The organism is Vibrio sp. 10N.247.311.13, from assembly GCF_041467595.1.
Classification (GTDB): Bacteria; Pseudomonadota; Gammaproteobacteria; order Enterobacterales; family Vibrionaceae; genus Vibrio; species Vibrio crassostreae_C.
In genome coordinates, this window is sequence record NZ_JBFSUX010000003.1 from 42,807 (window position 1) to 66,721 (window position 23,915).

17 protein-coding genes are annotated in these 23,915 nt (G+C 45.8%); 5 read left to right on the forward strand and 12 right to left on the reverse strand.

What is annotated here, in order from left to right; translation table 11 throughout:
* Positions 1–271: 271 nt before the first annotated feature.
* The 8 genes from AB6E52_RS02185 to AB6E52_RS02220 all read right to left on the reverse strand — a co-directional run bounded on the left by AB6E52_RS02185 (position 272) and on the right by AB6E52_RS02220 (position 9,909).
* Positions 272–754, reverse strand: a complete 483-nt coding sequence (locus AB6E52_RS02185) for a MarR family winged helix-turn-helix transcriptional regulator (protein WP_017061075.1) — start codon at positions 752–754, stop codon at positions 272–274.
* 362 nt (positions 755–1,116) lie between these two features.
* Complete coding sequence (choV, locus tag AB6E52_RS02190) at positions 1,117–2,331, reverse strand: choline ABC transporter ATP-binding protein (protein WP_102321255.1); 1,215 nt, start codon at positions 2,329–2,331, stop codon at positions 1,117–1,119.
* 2 nt (positions 2,332–2,333) lie between these two features.
* Complete coding sequence (gene choW, locus AB6E52_RS02195; protein ID WP_102321256.1) at positions 2,334–3,176, reverse strand: choline ABC transporter permease subunit; 843 nt, start codon at positions 3,174–3,176, stop codon at positions 2,334–2,336.
* A gap of 95 nt (positions 3,177–3,271) precedes the next feature.
* Complete coding sequence (locus tag AB6E52_RS02200; RefSeq protein ID WP_102321257.1) at positions 3,272–4,243, reverse strand: choline ABC transporter substrate-binding protein; 972 nt, start codon at positions 4,241–4,243, stop codon at positions 3,272–3,274.
* Positions 4,244–4,407: 164 nt separating this feature from the next.
* Complete coding sequence (betA, locus tag AB6E52_RS02205) at positions 4,408–6,120, reverse strand: choline dehydrogenase (protein WP_102321258.1); 1,713 nt, start codon at positions 6,118–6,120, stop codon at positions 4,408–4,410.
* 72 nt (positions 6,121–6,192) lie between these two features.
* On the reverse strand, positions 6,193–7,653 hold the full coding sequence (gene betB, locus AB6E52_RS02210; protein WP_102321259.1) for a betaine-aldehyde dehydrogenase: 1,461 nt from the start codon (positions 7,651–7,653) through the stop codon (positions 6,193–6,195).
* A gap of 125 nt (positions 7,654–7,778) precedes the next feature.
* Positions 7,779–8,381, reverse strand: coding sequence for a transcriptional regulator BetI (gene betI, locus AB6E52_RS02215; protein ID WP_004732441.1), 603 nt, complete (start codon positions 8,379–8,381; stop codon positions 7,779–7,781).
* A 430-nt stretch (positions 8,382–8,811) separates the two neighbouring features.
* Positions 8,812–9,909, reverse strand: a complete 1,098-nt coding sequence (locus AB6E52_RS02220; RefSeq protein WP_102321260.1) for an alpha/beta hydrolase — start codon at positions 9,907–9,909, stop codon at positions 8,812–8,814.
* A gap of 288 nt (positions 9,910–10,197) precedes the next feature.
* Between AB6E52_RS02220 and AB6E52_RS02225 the strand changes: the two genes are divergently transcribed.
* From AB6E52_RS02225 to AB6E52_RS02245, 5 genes are all read left to right on the forward strand, one after another.
* Positions 10,198–10,902, forward strand: a complete 705-nt coding sequence (locus AB6E52_RS02225) for a response regulator (protein WP_102321261.1) — start codon at positions 10,198–10,200, stop codon at positions 10,900–10,902.
* A gap of 35 nt (positions 10,903–10,937) precedes the next feature.
* Positions 10,938–12,257 carry a cell wall metabolism sensor histidine kinase WalK gene (locus AB6E52_RS02230; RefSeq protein WP_102321262.1) on the forward strand — a complete coding sequence of 440 codons (1,320 nt, stop codon included), beginning with the start codon at positions 10,938–10,940 and terminating at the stop codon, positions 12,255–12,257.
* A gap of 135 nt (positions 12,258–12,392) precedes the next feature.
* Complete coding sequence (locus tag AB6E52_RS02235; RefSeq protein WP_017065177.1) at positions 12,393–12,668, forward strand: hypothetical protein; 276 nt, start codon at positions 12,393–12,395, stop codon at positions 12,666–12,668.
* Between the two features lie 572 nt (positions 12,669–13,240).
* Positions 13,241–15,610, forward strand: a complete 2,370-nt coding sequence (locus AB6E52_RS02240; protein WP_102321263.1) for a M4 family metallopeptidase — start codon at positions 13,241–13,243, stop codon at positions 15,608–15,610.
* A gap of 151 nt (positions 15,611–15,761) precedes the next feature.
* The gene (locus AB6E52_RS02245; RefSeq protein ID WP_102321264.1) at positions 15,762–17,318 is read left to right on the forward strand and encodes a M28 family metallopeptidase; all 1,557 of its coding nucleotides are present in this window, start codon (positions 15,762–15,764) and stop codon (positions 17,316–17,318) included.
* Positions 17,319–17,461: 143 nt separating this feature from the next.
* On the opposite strand, the gene lhgO is transcribed toward AB6E52_RS02245, so the two are convergent.
* The 4 genes from lhgO to AB6E52_RS02265 all read right to left on the reverse strand — a co-directional run bounded on the left by lhgO (position 17,462) and on the right by AB6E52_RS02265 (position 23,769).
* The gene (gene lhgO / locus AB6E52_RS02250) at positions 17,462–18,676 is read right to left on the reverse strand and encodes an L-2-hydroxyglutarate oxidase (protein ID WP_102321265.1); all 1,215 of its coding nucleotides are present in this window, start codon (positions 18,674–18,676) and stop codon (positions 17,462–17,464) included.
* A gap of 26 nt (positions 18,677–18,702) precedes the next feature.
* Entirely contained in the window at positions 18,703–20,880 is a 2,178-nt protein-coding gene (locus AB6E52_RS02255; RefSeq protein WP_102321266.1) for a TRAP transporter permease, read from the reverse strand.
* A 217-nt stretch (positions 20,881–21,097) separates the two neighbouring features.
* Positions 21,098–22,111 carry a TAXI family TRAP transporter solute-binding subunit gene (locus AB6E52_RS02260; protein WP_102321267.1) on the reverse strand — a complete coding sequence of 338 codons (1,014 nt, stop codon included), beginning with the start codon at positions 22,109–22,111 and terminating at the stop codon, positions 21,098–21,100.
* Positions 22,112–22,428: 317 nt separating this feature from the next.
* On the reverse strand, positions 22,429–23,769 hold the full coding sequence (locus AB6E52_RS02265; RefSeq protein ID WP_102321268.1) for a sigma-54 dependent transcriptional regulator: 1,341 nt from the start codon (positions 23,767–23,769) through the stop codon (positions 22,429–22,431).
* Positions 23,770–23,915 lie beyond the last annotated feature (146 nt).

A 23,915-nucleotide genomic window follows, 5' to 3' on the forward strand; every position in this document is an offset into this window, starting at 1 on the left:
TCACCTCGTGGTTAAGATGAGCACACAATAATACACAACAGACCGGTCGGTCTAGCGTTTTATTGTCAGAGAATAGTCAATGGAGTTTTGATGACAATCCAATGAGGCGGCTACAAACGGGGCAAAAAGTCAGGGGAATTTAAAATAAGAAAGCGTAACTAACACACAGGGTAAATAGAGATTTTAAATGGCAAGATCAAAAATGGCCGCTTAATGCGACCATTTAATAATTACTTAAGTTATTGTTCTAAAAAACAATTTAAAATTAACGTTAACTCTTGGCTACGTTTGCAATGCCTTCAAGCTGAAGTACTGGAGCGGCGTCGATGTCTTCTGCGTTCATCATTGATGATACTCGCTGCATTGAAGAAAGCAGTAAGCTTTGCTCCCACGGCTCTAGGTTTTGGAATTTTTTAACGAAGTTATCTTGCAGCGGTGGCGGCGCATTGTTTAGCAACTCTTGACCTTTTTCAGTCAGGTTTGCGTGTACTTTGCGTCGGTCTGACGAGCTGCGAACACGTTGTACATAGCCATTCAGTTCCAAGCGATCGATGATCGTGGTTGTGGTGGCTTGGCTTACATTGGTGTGATTAGACAATTCTTTGATCGTCACATTACCCATTTCTTGGATTGCTCTCATTAAGATTAATTGAGGGCCAGTCAAACCATACTCTTTACTCAGCTTTTTCGAGTGTAAATCGATAGCGCGAATAATTTGGCGAATAGCGACCAGGATTTCGTCATGTTTGTCCAAGATGCAGACCTTTGTACTAATATACTGTGAATGGTTTTACAGCGTCGAAGCGATGATATGTCCTGATTATTTACGTCAGGTGAGCTCGAATTACACTGTAAATTGATAAATTACTTCATTGATTTTTCCGCATTGTACTGATGTTCATACTATTCTCAATCTTTTCTATACCACTAAACTTGTGTGGTACGGCACTTTTACTTAATGAAGGGGAAATGCAAGCTTCAATGAAGGTAAAAATAGTGAGTCCGAGAATACAAGTTCAAACAATAATATATTTTAATAATCATAGAGGTAGAGAGACTTAACCCTCTCCACCTAATAAAAAACCAGCCCTAATCGCCAAACTGCAAAACGAAATTTTACGCGGCTGTATTCATCTGAAAATTACCCGTTAGTGCGTTGTAAAACTCGCTGTTATCCAGAATACCGACCAGTTGATTGTCTTCCACCAGCAAAATCGGGTGGTTACTGATCTGCTTGAGCTTAATCGCATCACGCATGCCAATTTCCGGACTTGCCACGACCACACTCGACGCGCTGATCGCGGTTAGGTCGTCAGACTCGCTCCACTCGACAAGCGCCAAAGCAGATTCACCTTTCACAGATAAAGCACCTTCATTCTGTTCAATCCAGAGATCTTTAGAATCGCAGATCTTCCAGCTTTCATTCTCTTGCGTCAGTGAATCAAGAGGCTGCATCAAAGAACGACCTTTAAGCACATTCAATGGATTGGTGTGTGCAACGAAGTCTTTTACGTATTCTGTTTTTGGCGTCAATACGATCTCTTCAGGCTTACCGTGTTGAATCAGCTTTCCTGACTCCATGATCGCGATGTTGTTACCAATCTTCAGTGCTTCATCTAGGTCGTGACTCACGAACAGAATCGTTTTGTTGAGTTTGTTTTGCAGTGTGATCAGTTCATCTTGCAGTTGAGCACGAATCAGTGGATCAAGCGCCGAAAACGGTTCATCCATCAATAGAATGTCGGTGTCCATTGCGAACGCACGCGCCAAACCAACACGTTGCTGCATGCCGCCAGAAAGCTCATGAGGGAATTTGGTTTCCCACTCCGCTAGGCCGACCATTTCTAATTGTTCACGCGCTTTAGCACGACGAACATCTTTGGCTACGCCTTGCATTTCTAGACCAAACGCCACGTTATCTAACACGTTTAACCAAGGCATTAGGGCAAATTTTTGGAACACCATAGAAACGCGGTGAGTACGAAGATGACGCAAGGTCGCTTCGTCGCACTGTTCACCTAAATCAACCTGCTTGTCTCCATCTTTGATCGCCAATGAGCCACGGCTGATCTCATTCAGGCCGTTAACTGCGCGAAGCAAAGATGATTTACCAGAACCAGACAACCCCATCAGCACACAAATCTCGCCTTCTTCAACGGTCAGCGACACATTATCTACGCCGACAACTTGACCTGTTTCATCGATGATCTCTTGGCGAGTTTTACCTTGGTCGAGTAGCTCAAGCGCTTGTTTCGATTTATTACCAAACACAACATCGAGATTCTTAATGGTAATCGCGTCCATTGTCTTTTTTTCCTGAGAGTTAGACATGATTAAGCCTCCTTCTGGTTTGGTGTTTTGCACAAGCGATCAAGAATGATAGCGACTAATACAATCGCCAATCCGGCTTCAAAACCTTGTGAGATGTTCACTGTGTTCAGTGCACGAACTACTGGTTTACCAAGTCCGTCTGCACCGACAAGAGCGGCGATAACCACCATCGAAAGCGACAACATAATACATTGGGTTACACCCGCCATGATGCTTGGTAGAGCCGCCGGTAATTCGACCTTCATCAGCAATTTCATGCGGCTGGCACCAAACGCTTTACCCGCTTCAATCAACTCTTCAGGCACTTTGGTGACACCTAAGTAGGTCAAACGAATTGGCGCGGCAATGGCAAATATGATGGTCGAGATTAAGCCAGGAACGATGCCCAAACCGAATAAAACCAAAGTCGGAATCAGATACACAAACGTTGGAACCGTCTGCATTAAATCAAGAATGGGTCTAAGCACCGTATATAACCAAGGGCGATGCGCAGCCATGATGCCAACCGGTACGCCAATTAATACGGAAATCGTTGTCGCCGCAAAGACGAGAACAAAGGTTTCCAGCATTTCTTGCCAATAGCCGAGGTTAAGAATAGTCAGCAGTGCTGCGACCACAAAGATCACCAGCGAAGGTTTACGGTGTAAGTACCATGCAATCGCAGCAGTCATCACGATTGGCAGTGCAGGCGGCATCCACTTAAATACATCGACTAAAAACATAATGACGGTTTCTAGAAAAATCGAAATAGCGTCAAAGAATCCTGCTGCATTGATTGTTAGCCAATCAACACCCGCTTCCATCCATTGACCAACAGGGATTTTGTTTTGCGTAATAAAATTCACAATATTGCCTTTTATTATAGGTGGGCTACTTCAAACCAATCGATAAATTGGCAAGCCCACCTTTATTATTTATGTAGCTGTTGAGATAGGTAGAACTAAGCTTTAACTTGTTTTAGGTATTCAGTAACCGCTTGAGTCGCTGATTCACCTTTATGCGTTTTTACGTTGTCTAACCAAGCTTCAACTTGTTGAGGGTTATTGTTCAACCATTGTTGAGCCGCTTTCTCTGGCTTAACTTTTTGGTTAAGAATCTCTTCCATCAACTGGTTTTCCATCTCTAGAGTGAACTCTAGGTTTTGTAGAAGTTGACCGACGTTTGCACATTCAGACAGGTAGTTTGAACGAACATTGGTGTAAACATTCGCGCCGCCGTAATTAGGGCCGAAGAAGTCGTCACCACCTGAAAGGTATTCCATCTCAACATTGCTGTTCATTGGGTGCGGCGCCCAACCTAGATAAACGATCCACTGGCTACGACGAGCAGCGCGAGATACTTGCGATACCATGCCCGCTTCACTTGATTCCACTAGGCTGAAATCTTTCAAGCCAAACGCGTCAGAATCAATCATTGATTGGATTAAGCGGTTGCCATCGTTACCCGGCTCAATACCGTAGATGCGGTCTTTAAATTTGTCGGCATGTTTTGCTAGGTCGGCGAAGCTTTTCACGCCAGAGTCGTACACGTATTTTGGTACGGCTAGTGTGTATTTTGCACCTTCAAGGTTGGCACGCACGGTCTCAACCGTTCCCGCTTCGCGGTACTTAGCGATGTCGCCTTCCATAGTTGGCATCCAGTTACCTAGGAATACGTCAATATCGCCGTTCGCCATTGAAGAGTAAGTAACCGGTACTGAAAGTAGGTCGGTTTTGGTTTTGTAGCCTAGGCCTTTCAGTAGCTCAGAAGTGACAGCGGTTGTTGCGGTAATGTCTGTCCAACCAACATCAGCGAAGCGTACGTTTTCACATTGTTGTGGTTCAACAGAAGCGTTCGCACCAAATGCAAATGAGCTGATGGCTAGTGCTGTTAACGTTTTTGTCGTCACGTTCTGAATATTTAGAGTCGTCATAATGGTTCCTTTTTATCTTTCCTTTTACTGCTCGATATCAACACCGATAGAGAGCAGTTCTTCTGACTTTTGACTTTTGACTAATTAGTTTTATTATTTTTTGCTTGTTACTTGTTGTTTTTATTCTTTGCTGCTTTTGCTATTTTTTAACCAATAACAGACGCTTACGCTTCTCGTACTGGCTTATTGATTCTTTGTGTTTCTTCCCAATCCGGTGCTATCCATACCGGAACGTTTTGCTCTTTTAGAACGGGCTTGCCCAAAATCAGGTCCGAGGCACGCTCAGCAACCATAATGGTCGGTGCGTTCAAGTTACCGTTTGGAATAACAGGGAAAACAGACGAGTCGACCACGCGCAGATTATCAATGCCGCGAACACGACACTCTTCATCAAGCACCGCCATTGGGTCGTTATCAGCACCCATTTTGCAACCACATGAAGGGTGATACGCACTTTCTACGTTCTGCTTAACCCATTCATCGATTGCTTCATCGGAAGTAATATTTAGACCCGGCTGAATCTCTTCACCACGGTAAACATCCATCGCAGGTTGCGACAAAATCTCACGCGTCAGACGAATACAATCGCGCCAATCTTGGCGGTCTTGTTCGGTTGAGATGTAGTTGAAAATGATCTCTGGCTTGGCATGCGGATCAGCAGAGGTGATCGCAACCGTACCGCGACTCTCTGGCTTGTTAGGTCCAACGTGTACTTGGAAGCCGTGGCCATCAAAGGCCGCTTGGCCGTCGTAACGCATTGCTGCTGGTAGGAAGTGATATTGAATATTTGGCCACTTCAATCCTTTACGAGAGCGAATGAACGCGCACGATTCAAAGTGGTTAGTGGCACCAAGACCCTTACGAGTCAGAATCCACTCGGCACCAATCATGCCCTTACTGACCAAGCCAAGCTTGCTGTTGAGCGTGATCGGTTCGTTGCAGTGATATTGGAAGTACACTTCTAAGTGATCTTGAAGGTTTTCACCGACGCCATTCAGTTCGTGTTTCAGCTCAACGCCGGCCTTTTCAAGCACGGCTTTCGGGCCGATACCAGAAAGCTGAAGCAGTTGAACAGAACCGATAGAACCCGCAGAAGAGATCACTTCTTTGTTCGCTACCGCCACTTGGGTATTGCCTGACTTTTCAAACTCGACACCAACCGCTTTCAAGCCCGATAGACCTTCTGAGTCTTGCGCTTCAAGTAAGAAACGACGCGCCACGATACCCTTCTTCAAGGTTAGGTTTGAACGCTTCAATGCTCGACGTAAATAAGCGTTAGAGGTTGAGGCTCTAACACCCTTGTCTACCGTCATATGCATAGTGCCGAATCCTTCTTGCTGGTAGCCGTTGTAATCGTTTGTTTCTGGGTAACCGGCATCTTTACCTGCATCGATGAACGCTTGGTAAAGCGGGTTGAGCTCCATATCGTTACCGTTACAAGTGCCGACAGGGCCATTGTCACCACGGTATTCATCACCGCCTTTGTTCCATGATTCAGCACGGCGGAAGTAAGGTAAGCATGCTTGGTAGTTCCAACCCGCTGCGCCCTCTTCTTCCCATTGGTCAAAATCACACGCGTGGCCACGAACATAAACCATCCCGTTGATCGATGAGCTGCCGCCTAACACTTTGCCACGTGGGCAGTGCAGTTCACGTCCATCAAGACCCGGTTCTTTCTCTGTTTCAAATTGCCAAGCGTACTTTTCAGTATTCATTGGGTAAGAAAGCGCGGTTGGCATCTGGATAAAAATACTCTTATCCGTGCCACCAGCTTCCAGTAATAAAACGCTATGTTCACCGCTTTCCGTTAGCCTATCCGCTAACACACAGCCGGCCGAACCCGCGCCGACGATAATATAATCGTAGCGTTGTTCCATGTTTTGATTTCCCTGAGATGAGTCAGTAGGGCTAGCTCTGTTAAGCTAACCCATAAAATTGAGTGTTACGCTTTAGGCATAAGGGCTGGCGTAGTCGCCAAGTTCAATAAGAATGCTCTTAGTCTGCGTATAATGAAGTAGGGTTTCTGGTCCATTTTCACGGCCAATACCCGAAAGCTTGTAACCACCAACAGGCATTTCTGCCGGTGAGTCGCCCCACGTGTTCACCCAACAAATACCTGCCTGCATTTGATGAATAACACGGTGCGCACGAGAAAGGTTTTGCGTGAACACACCAGCCGCCAGGCCGTATTTGGTGTCGTTAGCGCGGCGAATCACATCGTCTTCGTCCGTAAACTTCAACACTGACATCACAGGGCCGAAGATCTCTTGTTGAACATGAGGCATGTTGTCTTCGCAATCCACAAACACCGTTGGAATAACAAAGTTGCCGTTTTCGAGACCGTTGTCTGTCACTTGATAGCCGCCCGTCAACAGGGTTGCACCCGACTGCTTAGCTAGCTCAATTGCTTCAAGGACTTTTGACAGGTGTTCTTTAGAAATCAACGCGCCGATCTGAGTCTCCATGTCCATTGGGTTACCAATGATCAGCTTCTCAGTGCGTGTTTTAAGTTGATCGATGAATGCGTTGTAGATGTTTTCGTGTACATAAACACGAGTACCGTTGGTGCACACTTCGCCTTGGGTGTAGAAGTTAGCAACCATCGAAGCGGAAACCGCATCATCCAATTTCGCATCATCAAACACGATCATTGGTGACTTGCCGCCAAGTTCCATGGTGACTGATTTCAGCGTCTTAGCGCTATCTGCCATTACCGCTTTACCGGTACCGGTTTCGCCCGTGAACGACACTTTCGCGACATCTGGGTGCGCCGTTAGCATTTGACCAACACGGTAATCGCCCTGAACCACGTTAAACACGCCATCAGGAAGACCAGCTTCAGTAAAGATTTCTGCAAGCTTGAGCGCCGTTAGCGGCGTTTCTTCTGAAGGTTTGAAAATCATCGCGTTACCCGCGGCCAATGCCGGAGCCGATTTCCACATCGCGATTTGAATGGGGTAGTTCCACGCGCCAATGCCCGCACAAATGCCTAGCGGCTCGCGGCGAGTGTAGAAAAATTGAGATTCGCTCAGCGGCTGTTGGTCGCCTTGTAGCGTTGGAGCCAAACCAGCAAAGTATTCAATAACATCAGCGCCAGACGCCACATCCACTTCAATCGCTTCTTGCAGCGGCTTGCCCGTATCAACAACCTCAAGATTTGCAAGGTCATTATTTCGAGCTCTAAGTATTTCCACTGCCTTCAAAAGAATGCGGCTGCGTTCCACAGCGGTCATTGCTGACCATACCGCAAATCCGCGCTTCGCAGATTCAATAGCACTGTCGACATCCGCTGAAGATGCTTGGCCTAACGTCGCGATAGGTTCGCCGTTTGCAGGGTTAATGCTATCAAAGGTTTCACCAGAGGTTGCTTTAACCGCTGCGCCATCGATGTATAACGAGTTCATTTCCATTTGAGATTCTGACTTAATTATTGTTATTAGACTCTACTGGTCTATATGTGAGTATTAGGTGTAAATAGTGGTCGTTCTAGCTCTTGCTCTAGGTCTAGCTCAAGGTCTAACGCTACCACTTCGATCTATTTGCTGTGACACGAGTAGAATGTAAGTTGTTTATCTAGATAATCATTGATGATGGCACGCGCCTTTTGAGCATCGATACCATCTGGGTTTAGTGTGCCTCTCAGCCACAAACCATCAATCAGAGACGCAATCCCGTGAGCAACGAGATCCGCTTGTTCATGATTCAAAATACCTTTCAACTCAAGACGTAAGTGTGAAATCAAACGTTTTTCATTCACACGCTGCAGTCTTTTCAGCTGCTCGTCATGCATTGAATATGACCAAAATGCCAACCACGCCTTCGCGACCTTATTTTCTGCTTGGTAACCTTCGAAGTTACCATCGATGATCGCGTTAATTCTCTGTTGGTGAGCATCAACAGGAAGTGCTTTTAGTGACGTGGTGATGGTATTAGAAAGTTGGCGAAGGATTTCACGCATGGTCTCTTCTAGCAGCCCATGCTTTCCACCAAAATAGTGATTAATAATGCCAGTGGAGACTCCCGCTTCTTTGCTGATCAACGCAATACTCGCGGCATGCAAACCCACTCGATCAATCACCGTCATGGTGGCTTGAACAAGCTGTGGTTTACGTATATCAGGCATCCCAACCTTCGGCATTTCTTAGTCCTTTTATTTTATATTGAACGTTCAGTTAAATATAAAATGACAGAAATTTAGTTAGGGTTCAAATGATTATTTAAAACAAACTCGTAACAATACAGCATTCAAAACAACAAAAATCATTATAAAACAATAAATTAAATATCATTTAGAGCACTAACGAAAACAATTAAAGATTTGAGGTGTGATAGTTATTGGTCAAATGTTTTTGCTTAGAAAGTTCAAGAATCAATCAGTGAGAGTCCTTGTAGAAACTTTTTGGGGAGGGAGTGGAAAGGAAGTATCAAGGAATTTTTATACTGAAATGTAAGACAAGGAAATCCACAATCAACACAGGTAACGAATCAAAAAATGAACAAAAAAGGTTGGCGACAACAGCGTCATCACCAACCTTCTCAGTCGTTTCTAATGTTATTGCAAGCCTAAGCTACTCAATGCGTGTGATGAAACCGTATTTATCTGACTCAGCCTTAGTCACCCAGTGTTCGCCAGAAGCCGGAGCAGAATCCAACGTGAAGATATAGAAGTCGATTCCTTTGTCTCCCATTACCTTTTTAAAGTAGGTCGCTTGCTTGCGATGGCTTTCGTTCGTGTATGGGAAGTCTTTGGCTGTTTTATCATCCTCAGCCCAACTGTGCACACCAACCTGCTTATTAAGCTCAATGGCTTTAGTGGTATCTGCTCGTTGCAAAACTCGTGGGTTACCCGCAGCGAAAAGATCCGTGCCGCCAGAGAACACCGACCCCGTAGGCGTTACGATCGTCGTCATGTTGTTACTGTGGATCATGCGACCGGTGTACATATTGATATCATCGTCGGCACTTCCACCAATATGGTTGGTAAACTTCAACGTCATCTCACTGCCTTGATACAATTTCACGATATCAAAAAGCTGAGAATAGGTTGATGCGCCTAGAGTGGAAGTAATGCGATCAACAGCGCCAGTCTCGTTGAGCACATCACGGTAAAAAGCGTTGAAAGCAAACGAGGTGGTTATCGTTACCTTATTCCCACTTTTAGTGTTACTCAGAATGGTAGACCCAAGGCTAGTCACGTATTGAACCAGTTCATTGTGATACTCAAGCTCGACGGGCTTATGAGTATTCGTCGTCGTGTTAATTAACGTGGTGTCATTGCCGATTGAGCGTTGAGCCGCACCACAATCAAACACGTCCAAACCCTTGCTCTCTGTGTAGATACCGCAGCTATCAAATCCTGCATCAGGGAGGTACAGATCTACACTTTGACCTAAACTATCCGCAAGCCTAGCCACTTTTTGCTTATCACTAATATCTTCCGCAAACAGAACGATTTCATACTGCACACCGTTGTAATCAAGTTTTATGGATTCTTGGACCTCTTGTCGCTCTTTATACAACTCACCCAGTTTCGCTGATGAAAATACGTAATCCGCTTGAGGTTTTGCTTGCACTTTGGTGGCAGCTTTACCTGAGTTAGAGCTTGAATTACAGCCCGCTAACAGAATCAAAGGTAACGCCAGTAATGCATTTCTATAGTCGTTCATACCGTTATTCCCAAAATGTTTGATGAGAAAATTCTATTGTTTAGCGCTGAATTTATCTGTCGTGGAAATGTATGAGAATGTCGAGCCTATTTGAACGATGTTTTTTATTTTCCTATAAATGCCAATTCATCATTGAACTAACTTATAAAGTGTTTAATCATTCGCTTTAGGTATTTGGCGAAGCATCTGAACTTATATGCAATAGCGTATAATCGTAATGGTTCATCACGACGAAGACTCGCTCACCTAATCTCAATAAGTGAAACGCACGACAAGGCTGATAATGGAATGACAAAACCTAAAATGATCATCGTGGAAGACGATTTGAAACTTCAGAAAATGTTGCAGGACTACTTCGTCGCGCAAGATTTTGATGTCACGGTGTTGGACGATGGCAGTGATGCCGCACACACCATCCTCACGGAGCAACCTGACATCGTACTGCTGGATTTGATGCTTCCTGTAACTGATGGACTTACAATCTGCCGACAGACGCGTACGCACTATAAAGGTAAAATCTTGATGCTCACTGCTAGCGATGACGACTTTGACCACGTCGCTGGTTTAGAGACAGGGGCTGATGACTATGTCACCAAGCCAATCAAACCAAGAGTTCTGCTGGCCAGAGTTCGTTCGCTATTACGCCGCCAAGACACCAATACCGCTTCAGTCGATGACTCAGACACCCTTCAGTTCGATCAACTCGTTCTGAAAAACACTTATAAGAAGTGTGAACTTTCAGGTGCGGTTTTATCACTCACTGACAGCGAGTTTGACCTACTTTGGTTATTGGCAAGCAACCCAGACACGCCGTTATCTCGTGACTACTTGACGCAAACATTGCGCGGGATTGAGTACGACGGAATAGACCGGACGATTGACAACAAGATTGTACGTCTAAGGAAGATTTTGGGCGACGACCACACACCAGCAGAGAAAATTCAGACCATTCGCGGTAAAGGCTACTTATTTGTTTCGACCGCCTGGCGTTAACCTCGCTCAATACGAGCGTAATAGAGAGAGCGATTATGCGACGTATCTTTTTGGAGTCCCTATTAGGGCTGTTAGTTTGCTTCATGGCCGGCCTTGTCGCCTACGAGATTAGCGTCTATCAGCTCAATACCGACTACGAATATGTACTGGAAGATTACGAAGCGACTGCCCACCAGCAATTGATCGAAAATATCGCTAAAAATCAGGGTCTTGAAGCTGCTCATCAAGCGATAAACCAATTTGTAGAAACCACACGAAATAAACTGGTTACGTTCAGCCCAGACGATGAAATACCAGGCCCCGTTTCAGAGTTCTTCAGTACCAATCCGAATACCTTTATCTTTCACGATGATGAGCGTGACCTATGGTTTCGCTTAGCAAGCAGCGACAATACCTATCACTACCTCCCCAACAGTGAAGCGTTCGTTAGGCAAAAAATTGAGTTGGAGGATGACCTCATTTGGTTGTTCTTTTTAGCGAGCTTTATCTTATATGGCTTGTGTCATCTATTTATTATCTTCCGCCGAGTCAAAAAGCTTGAGTCTGCCACTCTGCGTTTTGCTGAAGGGGATCTCTCCACACGAGCCGAGACTTCAAGCGGTGTTGCGATTGGTTCACTGAACAAATCCTTCAACCTGATGGCCGACAGAATTCATCGCTTAGTTGAAAGTAATCGCTCACTCACTAATGCTGTCGCTCATGAACTGCGCACGCCAATATTCCGTATTCAGTGGCAAGCTGAAATGTTGAAAGACACCCAGCTAAACGCAGAGCAAGAAAGCACGATTGAGAGTATTGTCGAAGACACGGAAGAGATGGAAAAGATGGTCGATGAACTATTGTATTACGCCAAACTCGATAGCACTGACCTAGAAAACTTAAAAAAGCCATTAGAGATTCGAGACTTTCTCGACCACGCAATGGCGCGTTGGAACAAAGACACTCAGCTCAACATCGACCTATCGCTACCAGAGCAACCTAGCTCAATAATGGCGGATGAAACGCTATTTAACCGAGCACTAGATAACCTAGTGCGTAACGCAATGAAATTCGCACGCTCACAAGTGTCGATTGCAGCGACCGTGCATCAAGATCAGCTACAGATTGCGGTACACGATGACGGTGATGGTGTGGCTCAAGAACATCAAGCTCGCCTGTTCGAACCCTTTTACGTTGGCGACAAAGCGCGTAACAAAGCCAAGAGCGGCCATGGTTTAGGGCTGTCTATCGTCGAGAAGATCTGTGCTCAACACGGCGCTACCGTGGAGGTAGGTCAGAGCCAAGCCTTAAAGGGTGCGGTATTCACCATTACCATTCAGCTGTGTAATGATTCAGCTGACAAACCCATACAGTAACTAAAAAACACCTCTGGAATAATGTTCAACATCGGTCGGGAGATGCTGTCTCCCATGAACTTATTAAATCTAGATAATCATGCCACTGCCTTTGTGCCTTGCCATCTAGGTTCCAATCATTCTTAAGGTATTTTTATGAAAAAGTTATTAGTTGTTTTAGGCATTGTTTCTCTAGCGGGTTGTTCTGGTATCAGCCACAACGAAGAAGTGTACACAGCGCACGCAGAGAGCTTCAACATTGTCGGTTTCCAAGTGCCAGGTAACACTCAAGACCGCGCAATGGAATTAGTACCTGAAGGTGCAACGGTTGATACGATTCGCTCAACAAACTCTGATACGAGCTCTGTTCTGGGTATCATCAACCGTATTATCGGTATCGACTACGTACAAGTTGGCGGTAAAAAGCAGTAATTCGCTATAGTGACGTTAGCCACGTACCATAATTAAGTGTCGCAGTTGCCTACCTATATTCAGTAGCCTGCACAAACTAAGTTAATCTAAGCCAGTGACCCGTCGCTGGCTTTTTTCATCCAGCAGATTTTGTGCTCTGTGCCAAACAAGTGCCCGATTCCCCTTCCCTCTTTTAACTAACAATTCGAAAAATAAGCCGAAAAGTCTTCGATTTCTTATCAAAATTGCCCCTAAATTCGCTAAATGGCCTTCTGTTTAAAGTGACACTTTCAAATCGTTGATCCTTCTATCAACCCAGAATCCGTTAATTGAGGCACAGATCAATTTACTCGAAAATCTTAATTTCCAAGAGAAATAAACACTTAATAAAAGTGTCACGATTTTATAAATAAACATATAGGTGCGTTCAAAAATAAACAGAAATGATAACTATCTGTAAATACGAGAAATATAAGTTGCATGAATAAAAGAGATCATTGCCATGCTACTAATTAATCAGATCGAATGATGTAAATTCGCTGTGATTAATTTGTTACGTTTTCTTGGATTTTACATGGAAAGAGAAAACAACAATGAAAATAAGAAAACGTTTAGTTGCCGTTGCTATAGCCAGTGCTATGTCTTTGTCAGTGCATGCAAGTGAATCCGTTCAAATCGATCAACCGATCAACTTTACTAGCTTCTCTGGGTTAAACGCTCAGTTAGGAGTCAGTAACGCCTCTAGCTTCAAGATGGTGAAAGAAGTAAACCTGAAAAAGCGTGGTATCTATAAAGTTAAGATCCAGCAGAACATCTGGGGAACACCGGTATGGGGACATTACCTAAATGCCACCCAAAGTGTCCAAGGTGGCGCACTTAAGTCCGTTCAAGGTCGCTACCTTAAAACAACGACCTTAGAGCGATCTTTTGTTAAGCCATCAATCAACAGCGCTCAAGCGGTTGAACTCGCAAGTAAAGATCTAAAGACTCAAGGCTTAACCAGCAAATCTCTAGACAACGTTCAACATCAGCTATTTATCTATCAAGGCTCTGTGAAGCAAGGCATCGGACAGCAAAGCGTAGATAAAACACGACTAGTGTACGTTGTCTCTTACCTAGTAGAAGGCAGTGAACAGCCGACTCGACCGTTCACCATGCTAGACGCGCACACAGGCGAAGTCATCGACCGCTGGGAAGGTATTGCCCATGCTCAGATCGGCACTGGCCCTGGCGGCAACGAAAAAACCGGCATGTACGAATACGGCACCGACTACCACTACCTTGATGTTCAAGAAGTGGGCACAGAGTGTGTAATGGAGTCTGAAAATGTCGTTACCGTTGACCTTAATGGCGCGACCGACGGCGACACCACTTACAGCTATGAATGTCCTCGTAACGAATATAAAGCAGTGAACGGCGCATTCTCACCACTCAACGATGCCCATTACTTTGGCAACATCGTGTTCGATATGTATAAAAACTGGTTCGACACAGCGCCACTCTCCTTCAAGCTCATGATGCGTGTTCACTACGGTGAAAACTACGAGAATGCATTTTGGGACGGCAGAGCCATGACCTTTGGTGATGGGGAGAGCTTCTTTTACCCGCTTGTTAGCCTAGATGTATCAGCCCATGAAGTGAGCCACGGTTTCACTGAGCAAAACTCAGGTTTGATCTACGCAAACCAATCCGGCGGTATGAACGAAGCCTTCTCTGACATGGCCGGTGAAGCCGCAGAATACTATATGAAAGGCACCAACGACTGGATGGTCGGACGCAATATCTTTAAAGGCGAAGGTGCGCTGCGTTACATGGACGATCCATCACGCGATGGCTCTTCAATCAACAACGCATCCGAGTACTACGATGGCTTAAACGTGCACTACAGCTCTGGCGTGTTCAACAAGGCGTTCTACCATCTTGCAACCACACAAGGTTGGGACACCAAAAAAGCGTTCGAACTGTTCGTGCTAGCCAACCAGATCTACTGGTCTGAAAACAGTGACTTTTGGCAGGGCGCCTGTGGCGTGAAAAACTCAGCAACCGACCTTGGCTACAGTGCCGATGATGTTGTTTCTGCGTTTAACTTAGTGGGTGTATCACCGTGTGGCGAACCACCACTTCCACCAGAACCGGAATATCAACGCCTTGAAAACGGTGTTGAAGCCGCAGTTGCTGGTGAAACAGGCTCAAAAACTTACTTCGATATCGAAGTACCAGAAGGCCAAGACAAGCTAACGATTGATCTTGCTGTGTCTACTGGTGATCCGGATATGTATGTTGGTCTAGATTATGCGCCAAGCTCTCAAGAGAATATCTGTAAGAGTGAAAGCGTAACCGATGAAGTATGTGTAATTGAAAACCCAACAGCTGGTCGCTACACGGTGAACATTCTGGGTTACTCAGATTACGCAGGTGCAAATCTGAAAGCGTCGTACGAATCAGGCAGCGCTAACGTGCCGCCCGTCTCTTCTTTCGAACACACGATTGTCGGTAAAGAAGTCGAGCTACGCAGCACAAGTTCAGACAGCGATGGTCAAATCGTTTCTTACCAATGGAACCTAGGCGATGGCAACACACAAACCGGTGAAGTGGCTCGTTATACCTACGCTGAAGCTGGCGACTACGTGGTGACTCTGACCGTGACTGACGATGCAGGCGTTGCAACATCAACCAGCAAGTCGATCACGATTGAAGGTGACTCTGCGGAAGGCTTCCCACTAAAACTGAAGTTTGGTAACAAAAATCCGAACGGTAAGGCGCGCGTTAAGCTGGCATGGGATTACGACACCAATGACTACTTTGTGATTAAGCGTAATGGCAAAAATGTTGGTGCTACAGACTTCAACTCATACGTCGACAAGTTCCGTCACAACGGCACAGTGGATGTGGAGTACCAAGTGTGTACCTCAAGCGATATCTGTTCAGAAACCAAGCATTACCGTTTCATTAAAACTCAATAATCGAAAGTAGATTCAGGGCTCCTTATAGGAGCCCTTTTCGCTATTTGGCAATGAGCTATTTAGCGAATGAAACGTCTACATGAAAAACCTACGCATTACACAAAAATCGAACCCATCAACATAACAATACTCACCATAAAAAGGACGACAAATGGCTATTCAAAAAAGCATGCTAGCTTTAGCTGTGCTCGGGGGATCGTTAACCCTAATCAACAGTACTGCGGCTTACGCATCCCTAGGTATCACACCACCAGCGAACGAAGAGGTTTGGATCACCACCGATGCGGACGCACAACATATTATGACTCAACATGGCGCAACGGTTTACCCAGGCGTGACCGGAAACAAGCATTCCATCGTCGCGAAAATCAACCAGAAAGAGCTCGCGAAGCTCTCCAGCCACATGCACGAAGAAACTCACCGTTGTGGTGGCTACATGGTGCACGAAGACAAAGCAAGCGCACTCAAAGCCGCAGCGATGCCATTGACAATGAGCACCTTCGAAAAGCCGGTGATCAGCCATCAAGACACAGTGAACGACCTACTCGCTCAGGTCGAGCCGAACAACATGGTCACGACCATAGAAAATCTAACCAACTTCACCAACCGTTTTTATACTACTTCTACTGGTGTTGCTGCTTCGGATTGGCTTTTAGAGCGTTGGGAAACAGAAATTAAAGATGTGCCGTATGCGTCTGCACGCCAAATCACACATGCTGAATATCCGCAAAAATCTGTTGAAGTGACACTGCTTGGCGCGAAATATCCTGCAGAGATCGTCGTGGTTGGCGGACACCTTGATTCAACGGCTGGTTCTTGGACAAGCGAAGGCACCATCTCACCGGGAGCCGATGATGATGCGTCTGGCATTGCAACGGTAACAGAGTCGCTTCGCCTGATGATCGCCAGTGGTATTCAACCAGACAAAACCATTAAGTTCTATGGTTATGCTGCTGAAGAAGTAGGGCTACGTGGCTCACAAGATGTCGCCAACGCTTTAAGAGATGAGCAAGCCAACGTTGTATCGGTATTGCAATTAGACATGACCAACTACAACGGTTCAGCGCACGATATCACCTTCATCACAGACTACACCGACAGCAACCTCACCGCCTATTTAAGCGAGCTGATCGACACTTACGCGAGCGACATCAGTTACGGTTTCGATGATTGTGGCTATGCCTGTTCTGACCACGCCTCTTGGCACAATGTTGGCTACCCAGCTGCCATGCCATTCGAAAGCATGTTCAATGATTACAACCCAAGTATTCACACTGAGCACGACACGCTTGAGAACTCCGATCCTACGGCGACACACGCGACCAAGTTCGCCAAACTAGCCATTGCTTACCTTGTCGAAACCAGCCTTGATTCACCCGTTGCAGGCCCTAAAGAGCTGCAAAATGGCGTGCCTGTTAAAGGACTTACTGCAGGATATGGTGAAGAGCAGTTCTTCACATTTACGACTCAAAGTGCAGGTCAGTTAACGGTAACATTAACCGGCCCTCGAAGTGGCGATGCCGACTTATATGTGAAACACAATGGCACCGTATCGAAAGCGAACTACGACTGCCGCCCATACCAGAACAGCAGCAACGAACAGTGTGTATTGAACAAGCCAGCGGGTGAATTCAGCATCATGGTGCGCGGTTACCGTAACTTTAGTGATGTCACCATCGTCGCTAACTTCGTTCCTGATTGGCTTTAAGGTTGGTTAATTGACTAACAATTAAACCTAGCAAACACGGCTAAAACTAAAAATCCGCAAGCCCACGATCATAAATAGATTGGAGCTTGCGGATTTTTTATTGTCTTCGGAGAGCATCTCAACTTAATAACCTTTAGTTATCATCAAGCCGTCTTTTTCATTACCTTGCCACAGATGTACTCACCAATCGGCATTGCAGAGGTCGCAGCCGGTGATGGCGCGTTACATACATGTAAGCTTCTTGGGCTTTCGGCAAACAGGAAATCATGGACCAAGGTGCCATCCTTCAGTACCGCTTGAGCACGAATCCCAGCAGGATAAGGCTTAAAATCATCAACCGTAATACTCGGGCAGTATTTGTTCACTAGCTTTAGATATCCCGGTTTCCACCACGAGTTCTTAAACTCGACCAAACCCGTTTTCAAGTGATTCGCAGTCACTTTCCAAAAACCCACAAAGCTCAGCATCTGCCAAGTGTCCTTGAAGCTAAAGTTAAGCTTGCCATAACCTTCTCGCTTCCAGCCTTGAACTGCATTTGGCCCTACTGTTACGGAGCCATCAATCATGCGTGTTAAATGCACGCCCAAGAAAGGCAGTTCTGGGTCAGGGATCGGATAGATAAGGTGATTCACCACTTGGTTGTGTTTGGCGTCCAACTGATAATATTCACCGCGATATGGAACGATTTGGAAGTCGGTTTCAATGCCAAGCATGCTGGTCATTCTGTCGGCCATCAAACCAGAGCAAGTGATCAAGAATCGGCTGTTCAGTTGTAGAGTCTGACCATCGACTTTGCACGTTAACTGCACCTCATCTTCTTGCTCATCCGCCATAATCACTTCCGTGCCTAGACTGAGCTTACCACCCGCTTCAACAAACTCTTGAGCCATCACTTCGGTGACTTTTTTGTAGTCCACGATACTGGTGGTTTTGACATAAATCGCGCCCAAACCGGTGATGTTAGGCTCTGCAAGTTTCAGTTGCGCTTGATCTAAGAGGTCGACATCAATATCGTTATCATGACAACGTTGATAGAGCGCGTTCATGCGCTCCACTTCCTGCTCATTGGTCGCGACCAACAGCTTGCCACAGTTTTCGACAGGGATATCGTGTTGACTGCAAAAGGCGATGGTGCGCTCTACGCCACGCTTACAAAAATCCGCCTTTAAACTGCCCGGAGCGTAGTAAACGCCAGCGTGAATCACACCACTGTTATGGCCAGTTTGGTGCTGCGCGAATCCACGCTCCTTTTCGACTAAAAGGATACTTTTATCAGGGTGAGCTTGCTGTAATTGCCATGCCGTCGACACGCCAACAATGCCACCACCAACGATAATATAGTCGTATGTTGAGTTCATAATATTCCTACATTCAATCCTTTTAATTATAGGGAAGACGCGACAGTGTTAGACCCAGTTTGAGGTAACTTTTGTTCCTCACTTTCTAATTCTTTTTTAACTTGATTTGCATCGTATTTACGACCGCTGTAGATGAAGATGCCAACAAAAATGGCGACACATACCAAGCGAATCACGACTGAAACATCAGGCCATACTAAAGCTGCACCTATTACTACCAACACTACTCGAGTAATGACATTAATTTCGCTCTCTAGATAGCCTTCAATCGCCGCGATAAATGCGTAAGTGCCAATAATAGCAAAACCACCAGTGACCAATACCGAGGTAATATCCCAACTCACCAAGTTAGTGTAGGCAATCAACAACGGCACTAGGTATAAACCTTTAGCTATCTTCCAAGCCATTAAACCGGTTCTCATTGGTGGTGTTTTAGCGATAGTCGCTGCGGCAAACGCAGTTAAACAAACAGGCGGTGTTACGTTACTGTCTTGCGACAACCAGAAAATAATTAAGTGAGCCGAAAGCAGTGCAAGACTGATCGCTTCTAACCCCAAGCTTTGCTCAAGCAGAGTTTCCACAAAATCAGCAGGGACTAACGCAATCATCTCTTTGGCTGTTTCGAGTGTCATCGGTGCATTCAACAAATCAAGCTTATCTGGTGCAGCCAACATGAAGATGGCTTTAGCTTGCTCAGGAAGCTGACCTGACACCAACAAGTCGAGCAGCTGACTTTCAGCAATCAATTTATACAAGGCAGGAGCTGACAGAGTGCCCAACACAATATAAGCCGCCGTTACCGGTAAACCCATACCGAGAATCAAAGACGCCAACGCGATCAACGCGATCATCACTAGCAACTCGCCATTCGCCCAGCTGTTGATCATTAAAGAAAAGGTGTTACCAATTCCCGTGGTACTGATGACATTGACGACTAAACCAATGCCCACCAACAACACCGCCGTGGTCGCCATGTTTTTAGCGCCTTGAGAAAGCGCTTCAATGATCGCCTTTGGACCCATTTTGTGATTTTTAGAAAACCATGATGCCACCACCACAGAAAGAATCGAGATACCCGCAGCGTAAGTCGGCGTAAAGCCCTTCACCAACAAAGTCACTAACACGGCCAGTGGGATCAGGTTGTGCCAACCCGACAGCAATACCTTTAACAAAGGTTCACAGCCAGAAGTCACCTTTTGTACTCCACTGCGCTTCGCTTCAATACGCACGAAAAAGGCCACCGACAAAAAGTAGATAAGCGCAGGAACGAAGGAAACCGCAATAATATCGACATAAGGAATTTGCGTGTAAGACGCCATGATAAACGCGCCCGCACCCATCACAGGTGGCATCAGCTGCCCGCCAGTAGACGCAGCCGCTTCAACACCCGCTGCGAAACGCGAAGGGAAGCCCGCCTTTTGCATCAAAGGAATACTGATTACGCCCGTCGATACGGTATTTGCTACACTCGAGCCGGAGACCGAGCCCATCAAACCAGAGCCAATCACGGCAATGAAACCGGGGCCGCCAATCACCTTGCCAGCGGCGGCGCGAGACACATCAATAATGAAATCACCCACCCCCGAACGCACTAAGAATGCGCCAAATAGGATGAACATGAACACGAAGGTCCAACTGATTCTTGAGATCGAACCGAACATACCTTCTGATGAGTAAAAGCTTCGATAAAGCAATGTTTCAAGGCTCAGGCCTGGAAAGTGAAAGATACCGCTGGTCCATTGCCCCCAAAGTACCACATAGCTCAAACACACCAAGATAAGTACCGGAATGAACCAACCCATGGTGCGGCGAATCAACTCAATAACGATGGCAATCGCCAAGATAGAGAAGAACCAATCACTGGCGATGAACTTCACGCCTCGCTCATAAAGAGCGTCTTCCGCAAACGGAATATAGATAAGACAAGCCAGAGCAGCGAGGGCAATACCGATATCAACGGCTAAGGCGATTTTGCTATTTTTAAGTGAAATGTGGGCGGGATACCAAAGCGCGCATATAATCGCGAAGCCAGCAAAATGGGTCGCCGAAACCCAAAGTTCCGGTAAGGTAGATAAGGTGTTAAACCAAATGTGTAATAAAGAGAGAATCACGCCCATTGTTGTTATAGCTTTACCCACCCACGGGAAATCCGTCCGGGTCGGTAATTCAAATTTTTTCAGTTCCTGCTGCAGCGAATCGCTCATAGAAAACTCCTGCTCTCCACAGCAAACGCGCAGAGAAAATCCATAAAGTGAGGAGGTGCACGAACACATTTTTGAGCGAGCGCGCACCAAGCAATTAAGTCACGAAGGGGTTAGTTGATGGCAAATAGTAGTTCGTAACAAACCGTTAGTTCATAGGCCAGTATTTAGTTCACAGGCCAACAGCTCATAAACCAATAGTTACCTGACAACAGATAAGCTAGTTAACGATCAACTCAGAAGGGATCTCGATGCCCATCTCTCGATAATAACGAGCAGCGCCTGGGTGAAGAGGAACAGGCAGACCTGCGATCCCTTTCTCGAGTGCCATTGCTTTGGTTGCTTTATGGATACCTTGTAGGAAAGGTAGGTTTTCATAGATAGCTTTGGTCAGCTGGTACACATCTTCTTCAGAGATGTCTTCACGAACCGCTAGAAAGTTAGGTTGGGCGATAGTGGTGATCGGCTTATCAACACCTGGGTAGGTGTTTGCTGGGATCTCATACTTGGTCCAGATATTGTAATCGCCGTTCGCTTGTTTGATCTGCGCATCGGTAAATGACAGGATTTGAATGTCTTCCCCCAAGGCAGCAAACGCTTGAGTTACTGCGCCAACCGGCACGCCAGCAGGTGTGTTCATGCCATCAATGGTGCCATTCTGTAGTGCACTGGCACTGCCGCCGTAACCCATAAAGGCGAGTTTAAATTGTTCTGGATCTACCGACAGGCCTTGCATGATCTGGCGTCCTGAGTTTTCAGTACCTGAGTTTTTCTTACCGATAGAGAATTTCTTACCGTTTAGATTTTCCAAATCGCTCACGGTGCCTGTTTTTGCTAAATCAGAGCGCACAATGAAGTGTTCTACGTTTTGCCATAACATAGACACAGAGCGAAGCTGTGTTTGTTGACCTGATTTCTCATATGGACCAAGCCCTTGCCACGCCCACGCACCATACAAACCTTGCAGAATGGCAAACTGTGCTTCGTTCTCGTTCAACAACTTTACGTTCTCACCCGAGCCCGCAGAACTAATAGCCGCCAAAGAAAAGTGCTGCTTAGGCGCAAGCTTAACTTTACTCAATGTCGCTAGAGCAACACCTACCGGATAGTAAGTCCCACCTGTTGAGGCCGTCGCTAAAATATAGCTGCGATCTTCTTCAGCTGACGCATTACTGATAAGGCCAAGAGAAGCCATTGCTAGCGCTAAAGTTTTAACCAGCTTTTTGTATTTCATTGTTACTCTCCATGTAGGGTTATTCACGTTATATTTTTGTTAACAACAATAGATAGCAAGCGTAATGCCAGTTTTTAACTATTTGTTTTAATTTACTTTTATTTTAAAACCTATTCAAAATAAGCCGTTTTTTGCTTATTCCCCTGTTATTAAGTAAGCCATTTTTGGCTTATCGGCTACCGGAATTAACACCTGTAGATCGGGAAGCAAGTCACACTATGTTGCAGTTGTGTGATCAATGTATGTAAATTGATAAATATGCAATGAGCCATTTATTGCTCATTAAAAATCAACAAGCACTGCGATGAAGCCGCTCTCTAAGGGTCAACATAGTCACTTCGATTTAACCCATAACGCACCATCTTTTGGTTCAATGTTCGACGAGGTAAATCCAAATCTTGCATCACGTCATTGATACGCCCTTTATAACGAACTAAGGCATCATGAATCACTTTCCTTTCAAAGCTCTGTACTTGAACCGCCAAAGGGATGCCCGCCGTTGTGGACTCTGTGACAGAATTGGGACGACACGCCAAAATATCCCCAACGGTCAAGCTTTCATCCAATGCAAAACGAATCGCAACATTACGCAGTTCACGCACATTGCCCGGCCACGCATACGAGAGCAGTGCATAGCGATCAGCCTCACTGGCTATACGTGTTTCGGAATTGGCTTCTTGGGTGAAGTGTTCAAACAAAAGTAAGGCATCTTCTTCACGCTCACTGAGTGGAGGCAAATGCAGCTGGGCAACATTCAAACGATAGAATAGATCTTGGCGAAAGTCGGGGTGATTCAGTAGATCGCTTTTCGAGGCAGAGACCACTCGTAGATCAACATGTTGTTGCTGATTCCCCCCCACGCGTTCGACGACATTATCTTGCAAGGTGCGCAGCACTTTTACCTGCATCGACAGCGGCATACTCTCTATTTCATCAAGGAACACTGTACCTTTGTCGGCAAATTCCAGCTTACCAATGCGTCGTTTGGCCGCACCAGTAAACGCTCCGGCTTCGTGTCCAAACAGCTCGCTTTCAAAGAGATTTTCTGGGATTGCGCCACAGTTGAGCGGAACAAACGGATGGGTTTTACGTTGGCTGAATTCATGTAAGCAAGAGGCGACCAGCTCTTTACCACAACCCGTTTCACCATAGATGATCACGTTGGTGTCTATGGAAGCGACTTTCTGGATTTGCTCGCGCAGTTCACACATCACTTTACTGCGACCGATCAGCACCTGTTCAATGCCCTTAAGGTTATCCAGATAGTTCTGACGACTGTTTCTGTCTTGGCCACTTTGATGTTTATCTACCGCTTCCGATACCGTTTGAGACAGACGCTCTGGGTCGAATGGCTTCTCAATGAAGTCATAGGCACCTTGCTGTAAGGCTTTCACCGCCATATCGACATCACCATGCCCAGTAATCAAAATAACAGGCACATCTGGCACAAGACCTTTGAAACGCCCTAGCAGATCAACACCATCAATATCAGGTAAACGAACATCGGTGATAATGGTTTGAAAATCACCCTGCTCTACGGCGTTTAACGCATCTTGTCCTACTTCAAATGCGGTGACATCGAAGCCCGCCAGCTGCAACCATTGGCTGGTTGCTTGACGCACAATCGCGTCATCTTCAATTAAAGCAATACGCTGCATAGTTTGGTTCCGCCACTCTACATCTGATTAATATCGTCCACGGTATGTAAAAAAACCTCAGACGAAAAGGAGCTAGCTCCCACTTTGAATAACACTCCTTTAACAGTTTAATAATGTTTGTTAGCTTCGATTTGTCTCACTCTCCA

Excerpts from the sequence above, each read along its gene's own strand:
- choV (WP_102321255.1), bottom strand. The coding sequence starts at position 2,331 with ATGTCTAACTCTCAGGAAAAAAAGACAATGGACGCGATTACCATTAAG.
- AB6E52_RS02200 (WP_102321257.1), bottom strand. The coding sequence starts at position 4,243 with ATGACGACTCTAAATATTCAGAACGTGACGACAAAAACGTTAACAGCA.
- betA (WP_102321258.1), bottom strand. The coding sequence starts at position 6,120 with ATGGAACAACGCTACGATTATATTATCGTCGGCGCGGGTTCGGCCGGC.
- betB (WP_102321259.1), bottom strand. The coding sequence starts at position 7,653 with ATGGAAATGAACTCGTTATACATCGATGGCGCAGCGGTTAAAGCAACC.
- betI (WP_004732441.1), bottom strand. The coding sequence starts at position 8,381 with ATGCCGAAGGTTGGGATGCCTGATATACGTAAACCACAGCTTGTTCAA.
- AB6E52_RS02220 (WP_102321260.1), bottom strand. The coding sequence starts at position 9,909 with ATGAACGACTATAGAAATGCATTACTGGCGTTACCTTTGATTCTGTTA.
- AB6E52_RS02225 (WP_102321261.1), top strand. The coding sequence starts at position 10,198 with ATGACAAAACCTAAAATGATCATCGTGGAAGACGATTTGAAACTTCAG.
- AB6E52_RS02230 (WP_102321262.1), top strand. The coding sequence starts at position 10,938 with ATGCGACGTATCTTTTTGGAGTCCCTATTAGGGCTGTTAGTTTGCTTC.
- AB6E52_RS02235 (WP_017065177.1), top strand. The coding sequence starts at position 12,393 with ATGAAAAAGTTATTAGTTGTTTTAGGCATTGTTTCTCTAGCGGGTTGT.
- AB6E52_RS02240 (WP_102321263.1), top strand. The coding sequence starts at position 13,241 with ATGAAAATAAGAAAACGTTTAGTTGCCGTTGCTATAGCCAGTGCTATG.
- AB6E52_RS02245 (WP_102321264.1), top strand. The coding sequence starts at position 15,762 with ATGGCTATTCAAAAAAGCATGCTAGCTTTAGCTGTGCTCGGGGGATCG.
- lhgO (WP_102321265.1), bottom strand. The coding sequence starts at position 18,676 with ATGAACTCAACATACGACTATATTATCGTTGGTGGTGGCATTGTTGGC.
- AB6E52_RS02255 (WP_102321266.1), bottom strand. The coding sequence starts at position 20,880 with ATGAGCGATTCGCTGCAGCAGGAACTGAAAAAATTTGAATTACCGACC.
- AB6E52_RS02260 (WP_102321267.1), bottom strand. The coding sequence starts at position 22,111 with ATGAAATACAAAAAGCTGGTTAAAACTTTAGCGCTAGCAATGGCTTCT.
- AB6E52_RS02265 (WP_102321268.1), bottom strand. The coding sequence starts at position 23,769 with ATGCAGCGTATTGCTTTAATTGAAGATGACGCGATTGTGCGTCAAGCA.